Annotated in this window: 22 protein-coding genes; 4 read left to right on the forward strand and 18 right to left on the reverse strand. The window is 66.8% G+C overall.

Annotated features, from left to right (window positions below; all coding sequences use genetic code 11):
• Positions 1–136: 136 nt before the first annotated feature.
• From H261_RS17185 to H261_RS17260, 16 genes are all read right to left on the reverse strand, one after another.
• A complete protein-coding gene (locus tag H261_RS17185; RefSeq protein ID WP_008620005.1) occupies positions 137–1,711 on the reverse strand; it encodes a glycosyltransferase family 39 protein in 1,575 nt (524 codons plus the stop codon).
• Between the two features lie 109 nt (positions 1,712–1,820).
• Positions 1,821–3,017: a BaiN/RdsA family NAD(P)/FAD-dependent oxidoreductase gene (locus tag H261_RS17190; RefSeq protein ID WP_008620008.1), complete on the reverse strand. Its 1,197-nt coding sequence runs from the start codon at positions 3,015–3,017 to the stop codon at positions 1,821–1,823.
• Positions 3,014–4,651, reverse strand: a complete 1,638-nt coding sequence (locus tag H261_RS17195; protein WP_008620011.1) for a hydrogenase maturation protein — start codon at positions 4,649–4,651, stop codon at positions 3,014–3,016. Before H261_RS17195 ends, H261_RS17190 begins: the two co-directional genes overlap by 4 nt.
• Positions 4,652–4,773: 122 nt before the next feature.
• Entirely contained in the window at positions 4,774–5,823 is a 1,050-nt protein-coding gene (hypE, locus tag H261_RS17200; protein ID WP_008620013.1) for a hydrogenase expression/formation protein HypE, read from the reverse strand.
• Positions 5,820–6,956 carry a hydrogenase formation protein HypD gene (gene hypD, locus H261_RS17205; RefSeq protein ID WP_008620015.1) on the reverse strand — a complete coding sequence of 379 codons (1,137 nt, stop codon included), beginning with the start codon at positions 6,954–6,956 and terminating at the stop codon, positions 5,820–5,822. Before hypD ends, hypE begins: the two co-directional genes overlap by 4 nt.
• Entirely contained in the window at positions 6,953–7,180 is a 228-nt protein-coding gene (locus tag H261_RS17210) for a HypC/HybG/HupF family hydrogenase formation chaperone (protein ID WP_008620017.1), read from the reverse strand. The genes hypD and H261_RS17210 overlap by 4 nt, the downstream gene beginning before the upstream one ends.
• 20 nt (positions 7,181–7,200) lie before the next feature.
• Positions 7,201–8,277, reverse strand: coding sequence for a Kae1-like domain-containing protein (locus H261_RS17215; protein ID WP_008620018.1), 1,077 nt, complete (start codon positions 8,275–8,277; stop codon positions 7,201–7,203).
• Complete coding sequence (gene hypB / locus H261_RS17220) at positions 8,274–9,209, reverse strand: hydrogenase nickel incorporation protein HypB (protein WP_008620019.1); 936 nt, start codon at positions 9,207–9,209, stop codon at positions 8,274–8,276. The genes H261_RS17215 and hypB overlap by 4 nt, the downstream gene beginning before the upstream one ends.
• The gene (gene hypA, locus H261_RS17225) at positions 9,209–9,553 is read right to left on the reverse strand and encodes a hydrogenase maturation nickel metallochaperone HypA (RefSeq protein ID WP_008620020.1); all 345 of its coding nucleotides are present in this window, start codon (positions 9,551–9,553) and stop codon (positions 9,209–9,211) included. Before hypA ends, hypB begins: the two co-directional genes overlap by 1 nt.
• Positions 9,546–10,715 carry a nickel-dependent hydrogenase large subunit gene (locus H261_RS17230; protein ID WP_008620021.1) on the reverse strand — a complete coding sequence of 390 codons (1,170 nt, stop codon included), beginning with the start codon at positions 10,713–10,715 and terminating at the stop codon, positions 9,546–9,548. The genes hypA and H261_RS17230 overlap by 8 nt, the downstream gene beginning before the upstream one ends.
• Positions 10,715–10,942 (reverse strand): HypC/HybG/HupF family hydrogenase formation chaperone, encoded by a 228-nt coding sequence (locus H261_RS17235; RefSeq protein WP_235062968.1) that lies wholly within the window; start codon positions 10,940–10,942, stop codon positions 10,715–10,717. The genes H261_RS17230 and H261_RS17235 overlap by 1 nt, the downstream gene beginning before the upstream one ends.
• A gap of 9 nt (positions 10,943–10,951) precedes the next feature.
• Positions 10,952–11,434, reverse strand: coding sequence for a HyaD/HybD family hydrogenase maturation endopeptidase (locus H261_RS17240; RefSeq protein ID WP_008620023.1), 483 nt, complete (start codon positions 11,432–11,434; stop codon positions 10,952–10,954).
• Between the two features lie 78 nt (positions 11,435–11,512).
• Positions 11,513–13,216, reverse strand: coding sequence for a nickel-dependent hydrogenase large subunit (locus H261_RS17245; RefSeq protein ID WP_008620025.1), 1,704 nt, complete (start codon positions 13,214–13,216; stop codon positions 11,513–11,515).
• A gap of 13 nt (positions 13,217–13,229) precedes the next feature.
• Positions 13,230–14,435, reverse strand: a complete 1,206-nt coding sequence (gene hybB, locus H261_RS17250; protein WP_008620028.1) for a Ni/Fe-hydrogenase cytochrome b subunit — start codon at positions 14,433–14,435, stop codon at positions 13,230–13,232.
• A complete protein-coding gene (gene hybA, locus H261_RS17255; RefSeq protein WP_008620031.1) occupies positions 14,435–15,454 on the reverse strand; it encodes a hydrogenase 2 operon protein HybA in 1,020 nt (339 codons plus the stop codon). The genes hybB and hybA overlap by 1 nt, the downstream gene beginning before the upstream one ends.
• 6 nt (positions 15,455–15,460) lie before the next feature.
• Complete coding sequence (locus tag H261_RS17260; RefSeq protein ID WP_008620032.1) at positions 15,461–16,591, reverse strand: hydrogenase small subunit; 1,131 nt, start codon at positions 16,589–16,591, stop codon at positions 15,461–15,463.
• Positions 16,592–16,977: 386 nt separating this feature from the next.
• On the opposite strand from H261_RS17260, the gene H261_RS17265 reads away from it, so the two are divergent.
• Positions 16,978–17,229, forward strand: coding sequence for a hypothetical protein (locus H261_RS17265; RefSeq protein WP_040476778.1), 252 nt, complete (start codon positions 16,978–16,980; stop codon positions 17,227–17,229).
• Here the strand turns inward: H261_RS17265 and H261_RS17270 are convergent.
• The gene (locus H261_RS17270; protein WP_008620037.1) at positions 17,215–17,670 is read right to left on the reverse strand and encodes a hypothetical protein; all 456 of its coding nucleotides are present in this window, start codon (positions 17,668–17,670) and stop codon (positions 17,215–17,217) included. The two genes, H261_RS17265 and H261_RS17270, sit on opposite strands and share 15 nt — an antisense overlap.
• Positions 17,671–17,965: 295 nt before the next feature.
• Here H261_RS17270 and H261_RS17275 point away from each other — a divergent pair, with 295 nt between their 5' ends.
• From H261_RS17275 to H261_RS17285, 3 genes are all read left to right on the forward strand, one after another.
• On the forward strand, positions 17,966–18,232 hold the full coding sequence (locus H261_RS17275; RefSeq protein WP_008620038.1) for an FtsB family cell division protein: 267 nt from the start codon (positions 17,966–17,968) through the stop codon (positions 18,230–18,232).
• A gap of 176 nt (positions 18,233–18,408) precedes the next feature.
• Positions 18,409–18,603, forward strand: a complete 195-nt coding sequence (locus H261_RS17280) for a hypothetical protein (protein WP_008620040.1) — start codon at positions 18,409–18,411, stop codon at positions 18,601–18,603.
• Positions 18,604–18,761: 158 nt separating this feature from the next.
• Positions 18,762–19,211: an RrF2 family transcriptional regulator gene (locus H261_RS17285; RefSeq protein WP_008620042.1), complete on the forward strand. Its 450-nt coding sequence runs from the start codon at positions 18,762–18,764 to the stop codon at positions 19,209–19,211.
• Positions 19,212–19,477: 266 nt separating this feature from the next.
• On the opposite strand, the gene H261_RS23485 is transcribed toward H261_RS17285, so the two are convergent.
• Positions 19,478–21,910, reverse strand: a complete 2,433-nt coding sequence (locus H261_RS23485) for a sensor domain-containing diguanylate cyclase (protein ID WP_161625046.1) — start codon at positions 21,908–21,910, stop codon at positions 19,478–19,480.
• Positions 21,911–21,956 lie beyond the last annotated feature (46 nt).

Raw genomic sequence — 21,956 nt, forward strand, 5'->3', positions numbered from 1 at the left:
TAAAGCGCTGCGCCTCAAATATGAGGGGCGGCGCTCATGCGAGCATTGAGCGAGCGGCCAAGGGCGCGGAGGCGCCCGCCCGGCGAGGGCAAAACAAATAAAACTAAAGCGTGATGCGCATTTAAGGCATCACGCTTTAGCGGCAGGGAATGGCCGGGGGGATGACCGCCCGTCCCAGGCGGACCGGGGCCTGCGGCACCGGGCCGGGATAGTCCAGCGTCACGTCGGACAGGGCGGTGATGGGGCCGAACCGCGCCTCCAGGGCGGGGATGCCGGGGAACCAGTCCAGGGGCTCGCCCGGCTTGGGGGCGTCCTGGTGGTCGATGTCGCGATAGCGGCCGTCCAGGGCCTGATCCCACAGGATGATGGCGCCAGTGCGGCGGATGTCGCCGTCCGACAGCCACGGCGCCATTCTCGGGTCGGCCTCGCTGTAGACGCGGGGCCGTTCGCGCAGCCGGTACGAGGCGGTTCCCCCCAGCCAGGCGTCGGCGATGATCATCGGTACAGGGCCGTCGCAGACCTCGGCCCAGCCCTCGGCGGTGGCGGCGGCCAGCGGCCGGCCGGGAAAGCGCGACCACTTGCCTTCGTCCATGTCGGCGATCAGGCCGGTGAAGATCAGCACATAGGTGACCCCCATGGCCACCATCAAGCCGCTGGTCCAGGCCAGCAGCCGATTGACCCGCCACGGGGCGGGAACGGGGTAGAAAAGGTGCAGCAGCAGCAGGGGAAGCGTCAGGAAAAACGACGACGCCCATTCCACCCGCAACCCCCCGCCGGTGACAGCCGACAGCATCACCACCAGGGCGGCGGGGCCGAGGCTCATCAGCAGCAGGAAGCGGTTCCGGCTGCACAAGGTCTTTCGCTGCGGCCGGGGCAGGCCGAGGCCGCCCACCAGGGCGATGCCCAGCGAGGCGCACATGCCGGCCATGATCAGCACGGCCATGACGGGATTGACCAGGTGGCGGTCGAGGAAACTCTCGTTGCTCAGGCCGGCGCCGCTGGACAGGTAGCGCAGGGGGCCCAGGTCGTGGGTGACCACCCAGTGGATGTGCGGGCCGGCCACCAGCAGGCACAATCCCACCGCCGCCCAGGCCGGCGGGGCGCGCAACACCCAGCGGTGTTGCGGCGTCGCCACCACATGGACCAGCAGCAGCAGCGGCAGGATCAGGATGGTGTACTTGGCCAGGATGCCCAGGCCGAGGGTCAGTCCCAGCAGCGGCCACGCCCAGCTCCGCCGCTCCTCGATGGCCATGTAGGCCAGCCAGATGGCCGCGCACCAGGGCAGGTTCAGGACGATGTTGTGATTGAAATGGGGGATGATGTAGCTGTAGTAGCCCAGCACCGGCAGGGTTGCCACCGCCAGGGCGGCGCTCATGGGCTCCACGTAGCGCCGGGCCAGCAGGTGGACGAAGGCGAACGAGGCCAGCATCACCGCGGCGCTGAGGCCGTAGACGACGGCGTCCGACACTCCGAACAGCGCGAAGGCGATCTCGGTCATCCAGCTGATCAGCGGCGGATGCTTGAAAAAGCCCGGCTGCCATTCCAGCCCCCAGTAGACGATTTGAATGGTGTCGCGATTAAGGGTGGTGTTGACCGCCAGCGGAAGCAGCACCCAAGTCAGGGCGTAGATGCAAAACGACAATATCATCAGGGACTTGGCCCCGATGACTTGCTTACGTTCCGATTCGGCAAGATCGAGCGACAGGCTCATTAATTGTGCTGCTGACGACTTGTGGGAAGGGGCCCCTACAGGATTGGCCCCACCCTACCTCAGCCGTATCCGGAGGCAGAAGAAAAATCGGCGGCCCGGTTACATGCCGTTACAGCAAAGCCGCCGCCGCCAGGCCGGCCCGGCGTCCGCTGGCGAAACAGCCGGTCAGCAGATAGCCGCCGGTGGGGGCTTCCCAGTCCAGCATCTCGCCGGCCGCGAAGGTTCCCGGCCGGCGTCTAAGCATCAGATTCCCGTCCACCTCCGCCAGGGCGACGCCCCCGGCGGTGGAGATGGCCTCGGCCAGGGGACGGGGACGCCGCAGGGCGAGCGGCAGGGCCTTGACGGCGTCGGCCAGTCCCTTGGCGTCGGTGGCCGGCGACATCTCGCGCAGCAGGGCCAGGGCGGTGGGCGGCAGTGGCAGGGCCTTCTTCAGGAAGGTGGACAGCGACCTCGATCCGCGCGGCCGGGCCAGGGCCGCCGCCACCCGTTCGGGGCTCCAGTCGGGCATCAGGTCGATCCGCAGCACCGCCTCGCCCGTCGTCGCCAGGGCGTCGCGCAGCGAAGCCGACAGGCCGTAGACCGCGCCGCCCTCGATGCCGGTGGCGGTGATGGAGATCTCGCCGCGCCGCCTGACGCCGCCGAAGGACAGGTCCACCGTGCCGGTGCGCCCCCCGGCGAAGCGCCCGGCGAAAGCGGGGCTCCAATCCAGGTCGAAGCCGCAATTGGCCGGACGCAGCGGGGCGATCCCGATCCCCTGTTCCGCCAGGATGGGCGCCCAGCCGCCATCCGACCCCAGGTTGGGCCACGAGGCGCCGCCCAGCGCCAGGACGCAGGCCCCGGCCGCGATGCGTTCCTCGCCCTCCGGTCCGGCGAAGCGCAGGCGGCCATCCCCGTCCCAGCCCAGCCAGCGCCGGCGGGTGTGCAGGACCACCCCCAGGCCGCGCAGCCGGCGGATCCAGGCGCGCAGCAGCGGCGCCGCCTTCATGCCGGCGGGAAACACCCGGCCCGACGAGCCGACGAAGGTCTCGACGCCCAGCCCTTCGGCCCAGGCGCGCAGTTGCTCCGGCCCGAACTCGGCCAGCAGCGGCGCCATGAAGCCGGCGGCCGCGCCGTAGCGGGCGGTGAAGCGTTCCAGCGGCTCGGAATGGGTGAGGTTGAGGCCGCCCTTGCCGGCCAGCAGGAACTTGCGGCCCGGCGACGGCATGGCGTCGAACACCTCGACCGCCCGCCCGCGCCCGGCCATCGCCTCGGCGGCCATCAATCCGGCGGGGCCGGCTCCGACGACGATGGCGGGGCGGGGACTCATTTCTGCCGATGCCGGGCGAGATAGAGCGGCGTCCGCGACTTGGGCACCTTGTGGATGAAGTTGTAGCGCGCAACGTGGTAGCTGGGGTCGAAGCCGTAGAAGTTCAGCGTCATGTGCTCCAGTTCCTCGGCGCGGTACCGTTCCAGCGGCTTTTCCGCCTCGTCGGCGGCGCGGGCCAGGCGCTTGGCGGCCAGACGCTCCTCCAGGCCCAAGTCGGCGGCCAGGGCCTCGGCCATCTCCTCCACCAGCCGGCGGAACTCGGGCACGCCGCGCCCGAAGCGGCAGTCGATCAGCCCCAGGCGCTCGGCCTCCGCCGCGCCCATGGGCAGGCGGGCCTCCACCACCCGGCGGGCGTTGTCGTCGCCGCAGCGCCGGGGCAGCAGGTAGGTCCAGTATTCCGAGCCGTAGAGGTTGCCCATGCCCTTGTAGTGGGGGTTGAGGACCACTGTCTCCCGCGCCGCCACCAGATCGGCGGCCAGCGCCATGAACACGCCGCCCGCCCCGGCATTGCCCTGCATGGCGGCAACGGTGAAATGGCTGCCGCAGGTGATGATCTCGCGGCACAGATCGTTCATGGCGTTGATGTTGGCCCAGGATTCCCCGGCGGGGCTGGGCGCGCTTTCGATGGTGCACAGGTGGATGCCGTTGGACCAGAAATCCGGCCCGCCCATCAGGACGATCACCCTGGTGGGGCGCTGCGCGGCCGTGACGAAGGCGTCCTTCAGCCGCCGGCACTGATCGGTGCTCATGGCGCCGTTGACGAAGGGGAAATGCAGGTACCCGACCCCGTGGCGCTCGTCGTACCAGATGTCGTGATAGCCGGGCGCCTCGGGCAGATGGTCGAGCGGCCCCAGCACGTCGAGCGCCGGCAGCTTGAGGGCGTGAGCCTCCTTGGCCCGCAGGTGGCCGATCCACACCGCGCCGTCCGTGGTGGCCCGCGCCACCGCCTGGCCGGAACGGGCGACCAGTTCGCCCGGCCGGCCCGACAGGCCGGCGGCGTGATGGGCGTCATGAAGGTAGACCGGCCGGCCGAGCATGCCGTCCAGCAGACCCGGCGTGCCGTCGGCGGAACGGATCTTGCGCAGCACGGTGGCGGTATCGTCGCGGCTCCAGTCGATGGCGCGTTCCGCCTGCTTCACGGCCGGCTTGAACGGCAGCAGGGCCGGGCGGCCGGCCGGTCCGCCGGGCAGGCGGCCCAGCGCCTCGATCACCGCCGCGACCGCCGCATCGGCCACTTCGTTGCGGTAAAGGCTGGACTTTGTGGCATGGCGCAGGGGGAAGGCGCGGCTGGCCCAGACAGGTCCCTCGTCCATGCCTGATTCGGCCTGCAGCACGGTCACGCCCCACTCCTCGCGCCCCTCCAGGATGGCCCAGTCGAGCGCCGCCGGCCCCCGGTCGCCGGGCGGGCCGGGATGGACCACCAGACAGAGGCGGCTCTTCCACACGGCCTCGGGGATGGCGCGCTTGAGGAAGGGGGCGACGATCACGTCGGGCCGCGCCATCTCCACCGCCTGGATTGTGACGGCGTCGTTGACGTCGAACTCGCAGGTGACCTCGTGGCCCAGTTCGGACAGTTCCACCCACAGGCGCTGGGTCAGGGAGTTGAAGGAATGGGCGAGGAGGAGGATTTTCATGGTTGTTTCGGCCAATAGGGTTTATGGGCCACAGATGAACACAGATAGACACAGATGATTATTGAACATGATCATATCTGTGTTTGCCTGTGTTCATCTGTGGCTGATTCCCGGTTGCATCTCTAACAGATCCTCGGCAATTGCTCGCCGGCCAGCCAGTCCACCACCCGGTTGCCACCCATGCGGGTCTTCATCTGGACGAAGTGGTGGGAATCCTCGCGGCAGGCCCCGATACGCGCCGCGTCGCGGCCCAGCGGGTGGGCGCGCATGATCTCCAGCAGGCGGGGGGCGTCGGATTCGGCGCAGATGCAGATCAGCTTGCCTTCGTTGGCGACGTAAAGGGGGTCGAGGCCCAGCAACTCGCAGGCGCCCAGCACCTGCGGCTTGACCGGCACCAGGGCCTCTTCCATCAGCATGCCGATTCCCGACTGGCTGGCGATCTCGTTGAGGGTGGCGGCCAGACCGCCCCGCGTCGGGTCGCGCAGCACGCGGATGCCCGGCACGGCGGCGACCATTTCGGCGACCATTGTATGCAATGCTGCCGAGTCCGACAGGATCTCGGTCTCGAACCCTAAGGATTCCCGCTGGCTCATCACCGCCACGCCGTGGTCGCCCATGGTCCCCGACACTAAGATGGCGTCGCCGGGGCGCGCCTTGTTGCCGGAAATCTCCACACCGGGGGGAACCATGCCGATGCCCGCCGTGGTGATGAAGATGCCGTCGCCCTTGCCTTTTTCCACCACCTTGGTGTCGCCGGTCACCACCGGCACGCCGGCCTCCTTGCTGGCCTTGGCCATGGACTGGACGATGCGCTGGAGGTCGGAAAGGGGAAAGCCCTCCTCGATGATGAAGCCCGCCGACAGCGACAGGGGCCGGGCGCCGGCCATGGCCACGTCATTGACGGTGCCGTGCACGGACAAGGAACCGATATCGCCGCCGGGGAAGAACAGCGGGGAGATGACATAGCCGTCGGTGGTCATCACCATGCGTCCGCCGGGAACATTGAAGGCGGCCTGATCGTTACGCTGGTTCAGCGCCTCGTTGTCGAAGGCGGCGACGAACAGCTCCTCGACCAGCTGGGCCATGGCGCGGCCGCCGCCGCCATGGGTGAGGTCGACGCGGCCGGAGGCGATATCCAGCGGGCGGGGATGGGCGCGGCGGGGCAGGGTCATTCACTTCTCTCCAGGTCGCGGAAGCGGCCATAGGTCCAATGGGCGGCGCAGGCGCCCTCGGCCGAGACCATGCACGAGCCCATGGGATTTTCGGGCGTGCACACGGTGCCGAACAGCTTGCAGTCGGTGGGTTTCTTGACGCCCCTGAGGATGGCGCCGCATTCGCAGGCCTTGTTGTCGGGCGGGGAATCCTGGGGCACGTCCCAGCGGCGCTCGGCGTCCCAGGCGGCGTAGGGCTCCTTCAGGCGCAGCGCCGAATAGGGCACGGCGCCCAAGCCCCGCCACTCGAAGACCCGGCGCAGCTCGAACATGTCGGCCACCAGGGACTTGGCCTTCTCGTTGCCGTCCCTGGTCACGGCGCGGGCGAACTCGTTCTCCACCTCGAAGCGGCCGTCGTTGATCTGGCGGACCAGCATGCGCACCGCCTGCATGACGTCCAGGGGCTCGAAACCGGCGATCACCACCGGGCGCTGGTATTCCTCGGCGAAATACTCGTAGGGGCGCGACCCGATGATGGTCGAGACGTGGGCCGGGCCGATGAAGGCGTCGAGCTTCACCGTCCCCAATTCCCGCACTTCCGGGCTGTCGAGAATCTGGGTGATGGCCGAGGGCGTCAGGACGTGGTTGCAGAACACGCTGAAATTCTTGAGGCCCAGCGCCTGGGCCTGTTTGATCGCCACGGCGGTGGGCGGCGTGGTGGTCTCGAAGCCGATGGCGAAGAATACCACCTGGCGCTCCGGGTTGGCGCTCGCCAGCTTGATGGCGTCCAGGGTGGAATAGACCATGCGGACGTCGGCGCCCTCGGCCTTGGCCTTGAGCAGCGACAGGCGCCTGGAGCCCGGCACGCGCAGCATGTCGCCATAGGTGACGAGGGTGACGCCGGGCTGCTTGGCCAGCCAGATGGCGGCGTCGATGCGCCCGACGGGCAGGACGCAGACCGGGCAACCCGGCCCGTGGATCATCCGCACATTGGCGGGCAGCAGGTCTTCCAGGCCATAGCGGCTGATGGCGTGGGTATGGCCGCCGCAGAATTCCATGATGTGGTAGGTGGCGTTCGCGTCGGCCTCGGCCTTGATGGCGGCCGCGATGGACTGCGCCACCTCGCCGTCGCGGAACTCGTCGATATATTTCACGCTGGCAGTTCCTCGCCCATCTCGCGGAACAGTTCCAGGGTGCGCGCCGCCTCCTCGGGATCGATCACCGAGAGCGCGTAGCCCACATGGACGATGACGTAGTCGCCGGGCTTGACGTCGCTGACCAGGGCCAGGGACACCGTCTTGGCAACGCCGCCGAGATTGACCTTGGCCGAATCGTCGGGCAGCAGTTCGGTGACCAAAGCGGGCAGGGCAAGGCACATGGTGTTGGTTCCTCTGATCCTCAACTCAGCGCGGCGACCCAGGCCTGTCCCAGGGACAGGCCCGCATCGCCGGGCGACACCTTGGCGGCGGTCAGCGGCCTCAGCCCCATGGCCATCAGCTTTTCCACCAATCCGGCGGTCAGCACCCTGTTGAGGAAGCAGCCCCCCCCCAAGGTGACATAGGGCGTGCCGGCGGTTCCGGCCACTTCGGCGATCCATTGGGCCATGGCCTCGACCAGGGTGCCGTGGAACAGGTTGGCACCCCTGACCGGGTCGGCGCAATGGGCAAGGCAGGCCAGCAGCGGCAGCAGGTCCAGCACGCCGTCCTGGAGAATCCAGCCGGTGGGCAGCACCTCGGGCCGGGTGACCAGGGCTTCCAGCGCCATGGGGGCCTGACCCTCGAACTCGGCGACGGGGAGGACGCCCAGCAGGCCGCAGGCGGCGTCGAACAGCCGGCCGGCCGACGAGGTGTCGGGACTGTTGAGCCGTTTGTCCAGCATCTGCCCCAGCATGGCGGCGGCGGGGATGTCCTTGAAGCGGCCGGCGATTTCGGCGCCGCGTCCGAGGCGGTGCAGCGCGGCGGCGGCCATGCGCCAGGGCTCGCGCGCCGCCCGGTCGCCACCCGGCTGGGGCAAAAGGGCGAGATGGCCGAGGCGGCGGTAATGGGCGCCTTCGACCAGCAGCAATTCGCCGCCCCACGACTGGTTGCCGGGCCCCAGGCCGAAGCCGTCGAGGGAGACGCCGATCACCGGGCCTTCGATGCCGTGCTCGGCGGCGACGGAGGCGGCGTGGGCGTGGTGGTGCTGCACCGCGATGTGCGGCAGGTCGAGGGACAGGGCGTAGCGGGTGCTGTGGAAATCGGGGTGCAGGTCATGGGCGACACGGACCGGAACCACCCCCGCCTCGTCCACCAGGGCCTCGACCGAAGCCTCGAAGGCGGCGATGGAATCGGGCGTGCCGAGATCGCCGTGGACGGCCGAGATCAGCGCCTCCGCTCCCCGCGTCACGCAGACGGCGTTCTTGAGGAAGGCGCCTACCGCCAGCACCGGCGGCACCTCGCACGGTAAGGCGACGATCTGGGCGATGGCCGAGGTCACTTGCCCTCCAGACTCGCTTTGGCGGCGGCCAGCTTGGCCTCCAGGCGGCGGATTCGTTCGGTGACCATGCGCTTCCGGCCTTCGTTGATCCAGGCCAGCCATTCGTCGAAGCCCTCGCCGGTGCGGGCCGAAAGCTGGAGCACCACGATGTCGGGATTGACCCGCCGGGCGAAGCCGATGCAGCGCTCCACGTCGAAATCGGTGTGGGGCAAAAGGTCGGTCTTGTTGAGGATCATCATGGCGGCGGCGTGGAACATGTCTGGGTACTTCAAGGGCTTGTCCTCGCCCTCGGTCACCGACAGGATCGCCACCTTGTAGGCCTCGCCCAGGTCGAAGGCGGCGGGGCAGACCAGATTGCCCACGTTCTCGATGAACAGCACCGAATCATCGGCCACCCCCAACTTGGCGATGGCGCTTTCCACCATGTGGGCGTCCAGGTGGCAGCCCTTGCCGGTGTTGACCTGGATAGCGGGAACGCCGGTGGCGCGGATGCGGTCGGCATCGAAGCTGGTCTGCTGGTCGCCCTCGATCACCGCTATGGCGTAGCGGTCCTTCAGCGCTTCGGCGGTACGGCACAGCAGGGTGGTCTTGCCCGAGCCGGGGCTGGACACCAGGTTCAGCGCGAAGACGCCGTGCTCGGCGGCCCAAGCCCGGTTCCGCCCCGCAAAGTCGTCGTTGTGGGACAGGATGTCCTTTTCGATCTGGACGATGCGCTTCTGGCTTAGGCCCGGCACATGCACCCCGGCGATACCCCGGCCATAGTGGATGTCCTTGTCCGAATCGTGGTCGTGGTGGCGATGGTCGTGGCCATGGGGATGGTCATGGCTGTGGTCGTGGCTGTGGCCATGATGGTGGTCGTGACCATGGTCGTGATCGTGGGAATGGGCGTGGCCGTCCACCTTGGTGTCTCCGCAGCCGCATACCGTGCACATCACTCGACCTCCATTTCCTTGATCCGCATCTCCTCGCCGGCGGTTACCGCCAGCTTGGCCCCGCCGCAATCGGGGCAGAGATCCACCCGCGAGGTGACATGGACCGACTTCGAGCAATCCATGCACCAGGCGGTGCCGGGAACGCGGATGATCTCCAGTTTGGCCTCGGCGGTCAGCGGGTTGCCGCGCGCCACCGCGTCGAAGCAGAATTCCATGCTGTCCGGCACCACGGTGGACAATTCGCCGATCTCCAGCCACACCGTCCTGACCCGGGTGAAGCCGTGGGCGGCGGCCTGATCCTCCAGGATGCGCACCACGCCCTCGGTCAGGCTCATCTCATGCATGGCCCGTCACCTGGATGCGGTAGGGGACGCAGGGGTCGAGGCTGGCGGCCAGCAAAGCGGTCCGCCATTCGAGATCGAGACCGGACGCTCCCATCAACCCGAGGGCCAGGGGGCCTTGGGGGTGGAAGTTCCATTCGGTGGGAGCCAGAATCCGGTACGCCTGCAACAAACCCTCCCGCAATTCCACCCGGTGGGCCAGCAGGCCGCGCGCCGCGTCCACCTGTCCCAATCCCGTCCCGTCGGTCCGCCCCATGGCAAGGCCGCCGGAATCGTCGCACAAATCCTGCACCAAATCTTCCAGTTCCCGCAACGCCGTCGCCATCTCCACCAGACGGGCGGTGAAGCGGGTGGAAAGGCCGTTGCCGTGCCGGGCCGCCAGGGCCGCCAGCAGCGGATGGCGGGGATGGCGGGACAGCGGCCCGGTCTCGAAGACGCGGCCGTCGCATTGGGGGTGCGAGCGGTACGAGCCGCCGCAATCGCCGGCCAGCCGCCTGTCCAGGTCATGGGGCCCGGCTTCCGGCATCATGCAGGGGGCGGTCCGCCCGAAGCTGGCGATGCCTTCGCCGTCCAGGCGGCGCAGCAGGCGGGTCGCCACCGAATCGCCATGGGCGACCCAGGCGTGGAAATCGGCATACCCGTCCAGGCGTTCCTCCGGCGGACCGGCGAACAGGCGGCTCAGGATCTCGTCGAAACGGCGGAGAATCTCGTCCAGGGCGCGGCGGTCGGGGGCCAGCCGGCCGCCGCCCGGCGCCGTCCAGTCCCCGGCGGGATAGAGCGCCTTGCGCGTTGCCGCGACCAGCGGACGCAGCGGCTTGACGGCGGCCGGGTCCATCGCCTCGCCCAGCAGGACCGGCCAGTCGCGCAGGACGCTGGCGGCGTGCTCGGCCAGGACCTCCACCAGACAGAGGACATGACGGGCCATGCGCTGGGCGGCCGGGGCGGCGATGCCGGCGGCGTTCTCCACCGCCTCCAGCCCGGCCAGCCCCTGGGCGGTGCCGCACAGGGAATAAAGGGTGGGCAGCAGGGCCAGCATCTGAGCCGGTGGGCGGCCGTCCAGCATGGCGGAGGCCTGGACCGGGCGATTGGAGGTGATCTCCACCCGCTCGACCCGGTCCTCGCTGAGATGAAGGGAGATGGAAAGGCCGGACTCCAGCGGCACCATCACGCCTGCCCGGTGGCCAGAACCTCGGTGAGATAGGCCAGCGCCTCGGCGGCCGTCTCGGGATCGACCTTTTCGGCGGCGAAGCTGCCGCCGGGGCCGAGGATGATGTAATCGCCCACCGCCACCTCGTCCTCCAGCAGCATCAGGCTGGTGGTGCGCGATGCCCCGAAGGCTTCGACCGTGGCGATTCCGTTGTCGATAGCGGTGATCCGGGACGGTACGGCCATGCACATGCTCTAAGCCGCCTTCTTGGCAACCGCGATGCCGATCTCGGCCAGTTCACCCACCAGAAGCTCCACCAGGTCGGCCAAGCGGGCGCCCACAACGGGGGTGGGTTCCATGGACAGGTCGAAGGACAGGGGCTCGACGCCGAACAGTACGATGTTCTTGGGCATCATTCCGTGGAAATTGAGCGCGCCCAGCATGTCGGACAGGCCGACCTGATGGGGCGAGATGCGGGTCTTGAAGAAGGCGGGAATCTGGTCGCCGGTCAGCCGGGTGATGGTGCCCGGTTCCTTCTTCGCGCGCATACAGTCGGCGATGATCAGGTGGTCGGCCTCCGACACCTGATCCAGGCAATCCATACCCGAGGTGCCGCCGTCGATGACGTCCACCTCCTCGGGGAGATCGTAAAGCTCCACCAGCCGGTTGACGGCGTGGACGCCGACGCCCTCGTCGGAGAGCAGGATGTTGCCGACGCCGAGAACAACGATGCGCATGGGCTTCCTCGAAAAACTCTGACCGTGTTCATACCCTCCTCCCCCGCCCGGGTGGCGGGAGAGGAGGGTATGCTAGCCTTAAAGGGCCTTGACCTGCACCACTTCCTTGTTGTCCTCGACCACGTGCACGGCGCAGGCCAGGCAGGGGTCGAAGGAGTGGATGGTGCGCAGCACTTCCAGCGGCAACTCGGCGTCGGCGATGGGGTTGTCCATCAGCGAGGCCTCGTAGGGGCCGATATTGTCGTTGTCGTCGCGCGGGCCGGCATTCCAGGTGGAGGGGACCACGCACTGGTAGTTGGCGATCTTGCCGTCTCTGATCACCGTCCAGTGGGACAGCAGGCCGCGCGGCGCCTCGTGGAAGCCGTAGCCCATGACCTCGCCCTTGGGGAAGGTGGGCTTGTTGAAGGTCTTGGCGTCGCCCTTGCCGATGTTGTCGAGCAGGGCCTGCCAGTTCTGCACCATGACCTCCTGCATGACGCCGGCCCGCACGGCGCGGGCGGCGTGACGGCCGATGGTGGAGTGCAGCGCCGCCAGCGGGATCTTGGAGCCCAGCAGCGACGAGGCGGTGTCCAGCACCTTGGTGGCGTAGCCGATGGTCGGCTGGTGGCCGGCGGCGACGCCGGCCAGGACGCTGGCCAGCGGACCGACCTGGGCGCGCTTGCCGTAGAAGGTTGGGGCCTTCAGCCAGGAATACTTCCCGTCATCCTGGAAGTCGGTGTACTTGGGCACGGTCTCGCCCTTGTAGGGGTGCAGCGGGCCGGGCTTGGAATATTCGTACCATGCGTGCTTGACCCCCTCCTCGACGCCGTCGCGCAGGTAGGCGTCGCCGAAGGCGGTGATCGGCTTGTACTGGGCCAGGTCGGCGTTGGGGATGTAGCCGCCGGGCACCAGGAACTGGGTACCCTTGCTGTCCATGGGGAAGTCGGGGCACGACAGGTAGTTGGTGATGCCGGCGCCGTACTTGGTCCAGTCGGCGTAGAAGGCGCCGATGGCGGCGATATCCACCAGATAGACCTTGCGGATGAAGTCACCCAGCGCATCCATGTGCATCTTGAGCTTCAAGAGGCGCTCGACGGTCAGCACCGACTGGCTGTCGGTGGCGATGGGGTTGGAGACGCCGCCCACCGCCACGTTCTGGATGTGCGGGCTCTTGGAGCCCAGCAGGGTGACGATCTTGTTGGCGTGACGCTGGGCGTCCAGGGCCTGGAGATAGTGGGCCACCGCCATGAGGTTGACCTCGGGCGACAGCTTCATGGCCGGATGGCCCCAATAGCCGTTGGTGAACGGACCCAGCTGGCCGCTGCCGACGAAGGTCTTCAGCTTTTCCAGGGTCTGGACCATGAAGTGCTTGTTGTTCAGCGGCCAGTCGGACAGGCTTTCCGCCAGCTGGGCGGCCTTCAGCGGGTCGGCCTTCAGCGCGCTGACCACGTCCACCCAGTCCAGCGCCGACAGGTGGTAGAAGTGCACGATGTGATCATGGATGGCGTGGGCCGAGATGATCATGTTGCGGATGAACTGGGCGTTCACCGGCACTTCCAGATTGAGGGCGTTCTCGACCGCGCGGACCGAGGTGATGGCGTGCACGGTGGTGCACACGCCGCAGATGCGCTGGGTGATGGCCCAGGCGTCGCGCGGGTCGCGGCCCAGCAGGATCAGCTCGACGCCGCGCCACATCTGGCCCGACGACCATGCCTTGGTGACCTTGCCGCCGTCGACCTCGACGTCGATGCGCAGATGGCCTTCAATCCGGGTGATGGGATCGATGGTGATTCTCTTGGACACTGCTCAGGTCTCCTTACTCGGCGGCCGCAGGGGTCGAGTGGCCGGGAAGAATGGGGAATTTCCGGACGAAAATGATGTAGGCGAGCACTTCGATGGCGATCACGCCGATGGTGACCATCATCTCGGGCACGCTGGGGAAGTAGTGCCAGCCGGGGCCGGTGTCGTAGGCCACCAGGAAGGCGTCGATGCGGTACAGCACCGCGCCGGTCAGCATGCTCATGGCCGCCGCCAGCAGCTTGGACAGCCGCTTGCGGTTGGCCGGGCTGGACAGCACGAAGACGGGATAGGCGAAGGCAGCCATCTCGATCAGGAACATCACGCTCTTGGCGCCCGAGGTGAACGCCTTGAAGATGGCGCCCCGGACCGCCAGATCGCCCAGGCGGATGACCAGATAGGCCACCAGGATGCCCATGATGATCTTGCCGATCTTCGAAAGCATGGGCAGCTCGCCCGCGATGTCGCGCCGGAAGCCGACCGAGGCCCAGGTCGCCTCGACGATGACGATGGCGAAGCCCATGCAGACGGCGGTCAGCAGGAACAGCAGCGGCAGCAGCGGGGTCTGCCACAGCGGATGGATCTGGGCGCCGAACACCACCAGCAGCGATCCCAGCGAGGATTGGTGCATGGTGGGCAGCAGCACGCCCAGGCCGATGAAGAAGAACATGGCCTTGTTCAGCTTGGCCTTGAGGTTCTTGAAGCCGAAATGCTCGAGGAAGGCCGGCGAGAACTCGATCCACAGCACGATGATGTACAGGCTGATGCAGGCGGCCACCTCGAACATCACCGAACCGGGCTGGGCGTAGCCCGGCCACAGGATGTGCCAGAAATTCCAGTAGCGGCCGAGGTCGATCAGCACCGACAGGCCGCCCAGGGAATAACCGAACAGCGAGGCGGTCAGCGCCGGGCGGACCAGGGGATGGTACTCGCCCCGGTTCATGACGTAGCACACCAGGGCCATGGCGTAGCCGCCGCAGGCGAAGCCGGTGGCGATGACCACGTCCCACACCACCCAGATACCCCAGGGATAGCCGTTGTTGATGTTGGTGACGGCGCCCAGGCCGTAGATGAAGCGCTGGGCCAGGAAGAACAGGGCGATGCCGATCAGCACGGCCAGGACGATGGTGAAGGGGGTGACCAGCGCGCCGCCGATGGCGGCGGGGCCGGCCTTGCCCTTCTTCAGGCGGTTGGCCACCTGACTGGGGATGGGGTGATTGACCATTACTTGTGCCCCCCTTCCGGATGATCGAACATGTCGAAATCATCGTCGTCGTGGTGGTTTTTCGATCCCCGCCAGGCGGCGGTGACCAGGCCGGCCAGCGCCACCACCGGCAGGATCATCCCGCCGTACAGGGTATGCTGCATGGTCTCGGAATCGGCGGCGAAGGCGCGTTCCGGCAGGCCCATGGGCAGGGCCAGCCTGTCGAAGGCTACTCCCGACAGGTAGCGGACCTGGGTGCCGCCGGCGTCCTTCTGGCCGTAGACGTAGTCCACGTATTGGGGCGCCGCCTTCTCGTGCATGTCGCCCGAATCGGGGGTGCGGCGGGGGAACTCGGCCAGCTCGCCCGGCTTCATGGCCCGGCGGCGGTCGATCTCCGCCGACAGAGCCTTGTACGGGCCGAAGAGGGTGGCGCCGGTGGGGCAGACCTCGGCGCAGGCCGCAAACTTGCCTTCGGCCATGCGGTGCTTGCACAGCTGGCACTTGGCGATTTCCGGCTTGGGCGTGTCGTACTGGAACTGGGGCACGCCGAACGGGCAGGCGGCGACGCAGTAGCGGCAGCCGATGCAGGCGTCCTTGTCATAGCCGACGATGCCGGTCTGCTTGTCCTTGGTCATGGCCGAGACCGGACAGGCCGACACGCAGGAGGGATCGGCGCAGTGCAGGCACGAGCGCTTGATATGGGCAAAGCCGTTCTCGGCCTTGTCCTTGGTCTCCATGGTGCCCGACTGGTAGACCTTGATGACGTTGTAGGTCTTGCCCGACAGCTCCAGCGGGGTATCCCACAGCTTCTCGCCGATGGTGTCTTCCAGCGGCAGGTTGTTGACCTCCTTGCAGGCCGACATGCAGGCCTTGCAGCCGATGCACAGCGTCCCGTCGAACAGCAGGCCGACGGCGTTGTCGGGAACCTTCAGGTTCTCGCGCGCTTCGGCGCCGGCAGGGGCGAGGGTGGCGCAGGCGGCGACCGCCGCCGTTCCACCCGCCGCCGCCCGGCGCAAGAAATTGCGTCTGGTGATGGTCATGGCGGATTACCCCTGCTTTCCGGAATCCTGGCCGTCTTCGCTCTTGCCCAGATTGCCCACCAGCTTGGCGCCGGCGCCGATGGCCAGGCCACCGACCGCCGCCACCGTGGCGATGGCGCCGATGGAGGCGCCGGCACCCTGCTCCTCGACCACGCGGGGATAGCCCACGGGCGGCCGCTGGTTCTGCAATTCGGCCAAGGCGTGGATGGGCTTGGCGAAGCCGATGCCCTTTTCCGTGCAGCCGATGCAGGGATGGCCGGTGCCCACCGGCCACGAGCCGGAACCCACGTCGTTGAACAGGATGGCCGGACAGTTGGCGTAGGTCTCGGGGCCCTTGCAGCCCAGCTTGTACAGGCAATAGCCCTTGCGATGGCCCTCGTCGCCGAATTCCAGCGCGAAGCGGCCGGCGTCGAAATGGGCGCGGCGCTCGCAATTCTCGTGGATGAGACGGGAATAGGCGAACTTGGGACGGCCCTTGTCGTCCACCGCCGGCAGGGCGCCGAAGGTCAGGAAGTGGACCACGGTGGACAGGAAGTTGTAGGGGTTGGGCGGACAGCCGGGGATGGTCACCACCGGCTTGCCGACCAGGATCTCCGGCACGCCGGTCGAACCCGTCGGGTTGGGCGGCGTCGACGGCATGCCGCCCCACGAGGCGCAGGAGCCGATGGCGATCACCGCCGCGGCGCCCTCGGCGCATTCCTTGGTCAACTGGAGCGCTGTCTTGCCGCCCACCTTGCAGTAGATGCCGTTATCCTTGACCGGGATGGCACCCTCGATGACCAGGACGTACTTGCCCCAGTTCTTCTTCATGGCCGCCTCGCGGGCCGCTTCCACCTGATGGCCGGCGGCGGCGAACAGCGTCTCGTGGTAGTCGAGCGAGATGATCTCCAGGATCAGCTTCTCGATGGTCGGATGCTCGGCGCGGAGCATGGATTCGGTGCAGCCGGTACACTCCTGGAAGTGCAGCCAGATCACGCTGGGGCGTTCCTTGGCGGTCATGGCCTGGGCGATCTGCGCGTCGGCCCCCTTGGGCAGGCCCATGGTCGCGGCCATGGCGGCGCAGAATTTCAGGAAGTCGCGGCGATCCAGGTTGAATCGGTTGGCGATCTCGCGGGAAATTTCGGTGTCGTCGTACATTGTCCCCCACCTTGGCTGGCGCGTCGGGCTGTCGGAAGTCCGGAAGGGAAGATCGCGGAGCCGCGCGGACCTGGGGGTCATGCCCCGGCCGTTCTGCCTCCCCGACGCCCCCGATCTTCTTGTTCTCGGTTGTGCGATGCAGTCACCGCAAATGCCGTGCCAACTCCAACGGGTGGGGGCGCGGGGTCGGGTGGATACCGTAATCAAGGTGGCATGGCGGTCCGCGCCCGATTGTCGAACGCGTCCAGGGAGCGGGTGGGGTGGGGATATGGAAAGTTAGTGTTCAGTAGTAGAAACATAGTATCCATTATCCGCCTGTGGCCTTGATTATGCGGATCGGAGTGCTGTAATCGGTATGCTATGACAAATGTCAAGAGGTGGCGGGTATGGGCGACCCTGGTTACGGACCTCTCTGCGTGGGGCTGGAGCAGGCCTACCGTTTGCTGACCGAGGCGGCTCGGGACCTGTCCAGAGCGGAGAGCGAGGCCGAGCGCCGCGCGGCGGCCGGGCGGATGCGCACCGTGCGCGAACGGATCAGCCGCTGCGAGAATCTGCTGCTGGTGGTGTCGCTGGGGCAGAAGGTGGTCTGCGACGGAACGGCGGGATGCGAGGCCGAGGGGCTGCTACCAAAGGCGTGAGATGCGCCGCGCCTTGGCCTTGATCTCCATGGCATGGATCAGCAGGCTGCGGGCCTGGGTGTCCAGCGCCGCCGGTTCCGCCTCGGGATCGGCGGCGTCGATGATCTCCCGTGCCGCCCGCAGGGTGGCGGGTGGCGCCCCGGCCGGCTCAACCAGCCGGGTCCAGGCGAGAAGCTGCATGACCAGGGCGCCAAGCGCCGCCACGCCCAGCCCATGGGAGAGGTGCTGTTCCAGGTTGCCGTGGTTGGCAGCGTTCTGCTCGCGATGCCAGCGAACCACGGCGGCGGCCAGCGCCCCGCCTTCCTCGGCGATTCTCTGGACCTGGGCGCGCTCGAATTCCGACAGGAAGCTGCGCGGCATCCGGTCGGGACCCGGTTTGGCGGTCCCGGGCGTGAAGCCTGCCGTGGCGACGTCCGTCAGGTGCTGGTGCGGCTCCCCCATGGTCTTCTCCCTTGGCCACGAGCATTCGTTCAGTTAATCACATACCATTGGTCTAGTGCCATATGTGGATATCCGAAATGGGCGATGGCGCGGAGTGACTGCGACTCGCGGAGTGAACTGTGACTGTCTTCACGGAGGCTTCGGAAAGTGAGTCATTTCTGCAACACCTGTGACTCGCTGCGTGAAAAAGTGAACACTGTGTGAATGCATGTGTTGACGGCGTGAATTCGCGTGTGATCCCATCCGCTTTATGTTGCAGGAACTTCTCAGCCGCTGCCGTCGCGTCGTTGGACCGATGATCGGGCTTGGCGCGGTGGCCTATTTTACCTACCACACCGTGGAAGGTAATCGCGGCGTGCTGGCCTATTTCCGTCTGCAGGCCGAGATTCTCGACGCCGAGATGCACCTGTCCAAGGTGGCGTCCGAGCGTGCCGAGATGGAGCACCGGGTGCAACTCCTGCGTCCCGACCACCTGGACCCCGACATGCTGGAAGAACGGGCCCGCATCATGTTGAACATGGGGCGCGAGGGCGAGGTGGTGGTGTTCGACAAGCGTCGCTGATCCTTGGATTGCGTTGATGGGTTCCGCTCGGCGCCGCCCTCAAGCGGAGGGCGGCGCCGCATGGGGCTCCGAGACTTTTGGTCAGTAAAAATATATAAAAATAGTAGAGATAAGATTTATTTCGCGATTGCGGCTGCTTAATGTGGGGCTCACCCCATGCGGCGAGGTGACGCGTCATGACCCATTTCCTGCGCCCCCACGATCCCTGGTGTCACGGCGAGCCCCGGTTGGTCGATGTGATGGAAGACCCCATTGTCCTTGCCGTGATGGAGCGGGACGGCCTGATTCCCGACGAGGTCTGGCCGCTGATGCTGGAGGCGCGCTCGCGCCTTGGGCGCCGCCTTTGCAAGGTTGTGACCCTGGCGGCCTGATCACGCCATGGGAAACCGGATGGTGGTGGTGGTGGGTGCGCGCGCCTTTTCGGCCTGGTGGCCCGCATGGATCAGCTCAATCACTTGCGGCGCGAACTGGCGGCTTGACGGGGGTGGAAAGCTGGTCTTTCCTGTCAGTCTATTGATTGGATCGGGTTATGCTCTCGAGCAAAGCGAAATACGGCCTGAAGGCCATGGTTCATCTGGCCCGGCGCGAGGGGCAGGGCCCCAGCCTGATCGCCGACGTGGCCGAGGCCGAACGCATTCCCAAGAAGTTTCTGGACGCCATCCTGCTGGAAATGAAGAACCAGGGGCTGCTGTCGTCGAAGAAGGGCAAGGGCGGCGGCTACGTGCTGGCCCGCCCGGCCGAGCGCATCATGGTCGGCGACATCGTGCGCATTCTGGACGGTCCACTGGCCCCGATCCCTTGCGTATCGCGCACCGCCTACCGCCCCTGCGAGGATTGCGTCGACGAGACGGCTTGCACGGTGCGCGCCGTCATGCAGGATGTCCGCGACGCTATCGCCGCCATTCTCGACAACACCTCGCTGGCCGACATGCGGGTCAGCAATGTCCGCGTCGAATCGGTGCTGATGTACGATATTTGAGGTGGTTTTCCGGTGATGCGGCCGGGACGGCCGTGCTCCAAGACGAGGTCCTCTCCTTGGGGCGCGGGCATCTTGCCCGCACGGGTTCTCGCCGCTATATCCCCAGACCCGAGCGGAAGCGCCCCAGCGTATCCACCATGGCATCCAGAACTCAGTGATGGCCGCGCCGTAGCCTCCGCACCGAAACGGCGCAGGATGGGCTGGGCGCAAGGGTGGCTGGCGCTCAACCGGATCACGGTCCGGGATGGCGGTCATGGAAGGAGGGGTCACGCCAGGCCAAAGAAGCGGTAGCCGTTCTTTCCAGCCTTCTTTGCGGAGTACATGGCCGTATCCGCGTTGCCGAGGAGCGCTTCGGCATTGTCGCCGTCATCGGGAAATATGCCGATGCCGATGGACGTTCCCACCTGCGCCGTTTTCTGGCCGAACACCATGGGGCGGTTGATGCCGGTGATTATGCGGTTCGCGATTTCGATGATTTCGTCGCGACCGTTGGGATTTTCCAACAGCACCACGAATTCGTCGCCGCCCAGGCGCGATACCGTGTCGGTGGTACGCACCACGTCGACAAGGCGGGCCGCCACCTCCTTCAGGACGTAATCGCCCACGTCGTGACCCAGGGTGTCGTTGACCGCCTTGAAGCCGTCGAGGTCCAGGAACATCAGCGCCACCGTCGAATGCGAACGTCCCGCCGTCGCCAGCGCATGTTCCAGACGGTCGCGAAGCAGAATTCGGTTGGGCAGGTCGGTCAGGGCATCATGGAAGGCGATATGGCGAATGCGCTGGTCATCCCGGCGAACATCGGTGACGTCGCTGAACAGCGCCACATAGCGCAGCGTCTTCCCGGCCGAGTCGAGAATGGCGGAAACCGTCTGCCAAACCAGGAAGGCCTCCCCGTCCTTGCGCCGGTTCCATAATTCCCCCTCGAACCGGCCCTCCTCGGTCAGTTTGCGCCAGAAATTCTCGTAGAACCCCCGGTCTTGGTGGTTCGATTTCATCAGCCTCGGCGTCTGTCCCACGGCCTCTTCACGGCTATAGCCCGTGATGCGGGTGAACGCCTCATTGACCGACAGGATATGGCCTTCGGGATCGGTTACGATGATGCCCTGCGACGTTTCGTGAAACACGCTGGCGGCCAGAGCGCTTTGAGCCTCGGCCTCCTTGCGCTCGCTGACATCCTCGAACGTCCAGATGCTCCCCGCCTCGGGGTCGTCGGGCGAAAGCAGCTTTCCCCACATCCGCGCCCAGAGAAGGTGTCCGTCCTTGTGCCGCATCTGCCGCTCGATGCCGAACCGTTCGCCCCGAAGGAGGGTGTCGTAGGCCGTCCGGCCCAGAAGCTCGTAATCCCCGTCGCTGGGGTAGAGCATGCGGGTGCTCTGGCCGTTCATTTCTCCGGCGGCATAGCCGAAGATGTCGGCCATCGCCTGGTTGCACCAAATCTGTTCGCGTTTCTTGACCAGGGCGATGCCGATGCTGGAGCAGGCCAGAATGGCATCCAGTTGCTGCATCTTGTCGAAGTAGCGCTGCTGGAGCGTGACATGGCCGGTAACGTCGCGGGAATACACCGCTATGAACGCGGTCGCGCCGTGCCCGTCGTCGACCGGATGGATCGAGTTGTCGAGAAACAACCCGTCCCTCTGATCGGGGAAGTGCCTCGGCCGCCGAGTGGCAACGACGGCTGCCACCGCATCCCGGCGATTCTGCCGGACAGGCTCGGGCATGAGGTCATAGATGCATTTGCCGATCAGGTCGTCCCGGGCCACCTGAAAGCGGGCCGCCAAGGCCTGGTTGGCGGCCAGGACGACGCCCTCCGTCGTCAGCAAACATGCGGCATCCAGGGACGCGTTGATCAGCGCCGCGGTCCGCATCTCGCTTTCCGCCAGCCGCTGCCGGCTCCGCAGGTAGCCGAACAGGGCAAAGGACAGCGCCAGCGACACCGCAATCGCCCCACCCTCCAGGGCATGGAGATAGGTATCGTCGCCACGCCATCCCGCCGAGGGCATCGCCGCCAATTGCCACGTCCCACCGGGGACGCGGGCATCAAAAAACAGGGCGCCCTTTCCGAACAGGCGGTCATCACCGAAGAAGGCCGCCCCATCGGCGCCCTTGCCGTCCACGCCGCGCAGGGCGAAGCTTATTCCCTGCTCCTCGGTCACCAGTCCGGCGGAGCGCAGCACGCTATCGAGGTCGAGCACGATACTGATGACGCCCCAATAGCGGCCATCGGCAAAGAACACCGGGGTCCGGCTGATGACGCCGGCGCCTCCCTGCCGCAGGGTCAGCGGCCCGGCCATGACCGTCGATCGTGTCTCGATGGCAAGCTTGACGCTCGGCCACTGGGAGGGAACGTCGGGATAATACAACCCGATGGCGGCCTGGTTTCCCTCGGGGGGATAGACTTTGGATATCCGGTTATCGGGAGCGATGCCGATATTCCTGATATGGCGTCCATACTGATGGAGCGCCTGAAGCGCGCGGTCCGCGCCGTCGCCCACGATGCCGTTCTGCGCCACGATGTGGGCGACCATGCCGTTGGCCAGAAAGACGTTGGCGTTCAATTCGGCTTCCAGCCGCGACAGGCGCGCCAGCGCCGCTTGGCTGACATCGGTCCGCAGTTCCTGCTCCTGCCGTCCGCGTTCCGTCGTTATTCCGAAGTGAGCCAATAGATACAGTGTCGTAAATGCAATGCCGCTGACCAGCACGCCCCTGAATCTGTGTGAGGCCGATGAGGACGCCACCGCACTCTCC

Origin of the sequence: Paramagnetospirillum caucaseum (assembly GCF_000342045.1) — a bacterium.
Classification (GTDB): domain Bacteria; phylum Pseudomonadota; class Alphaproteobacteria; order Rhodospirillales; family Magnetospirillaceae; genus Phaeospirillum; species Phaeospirillum caucaseum.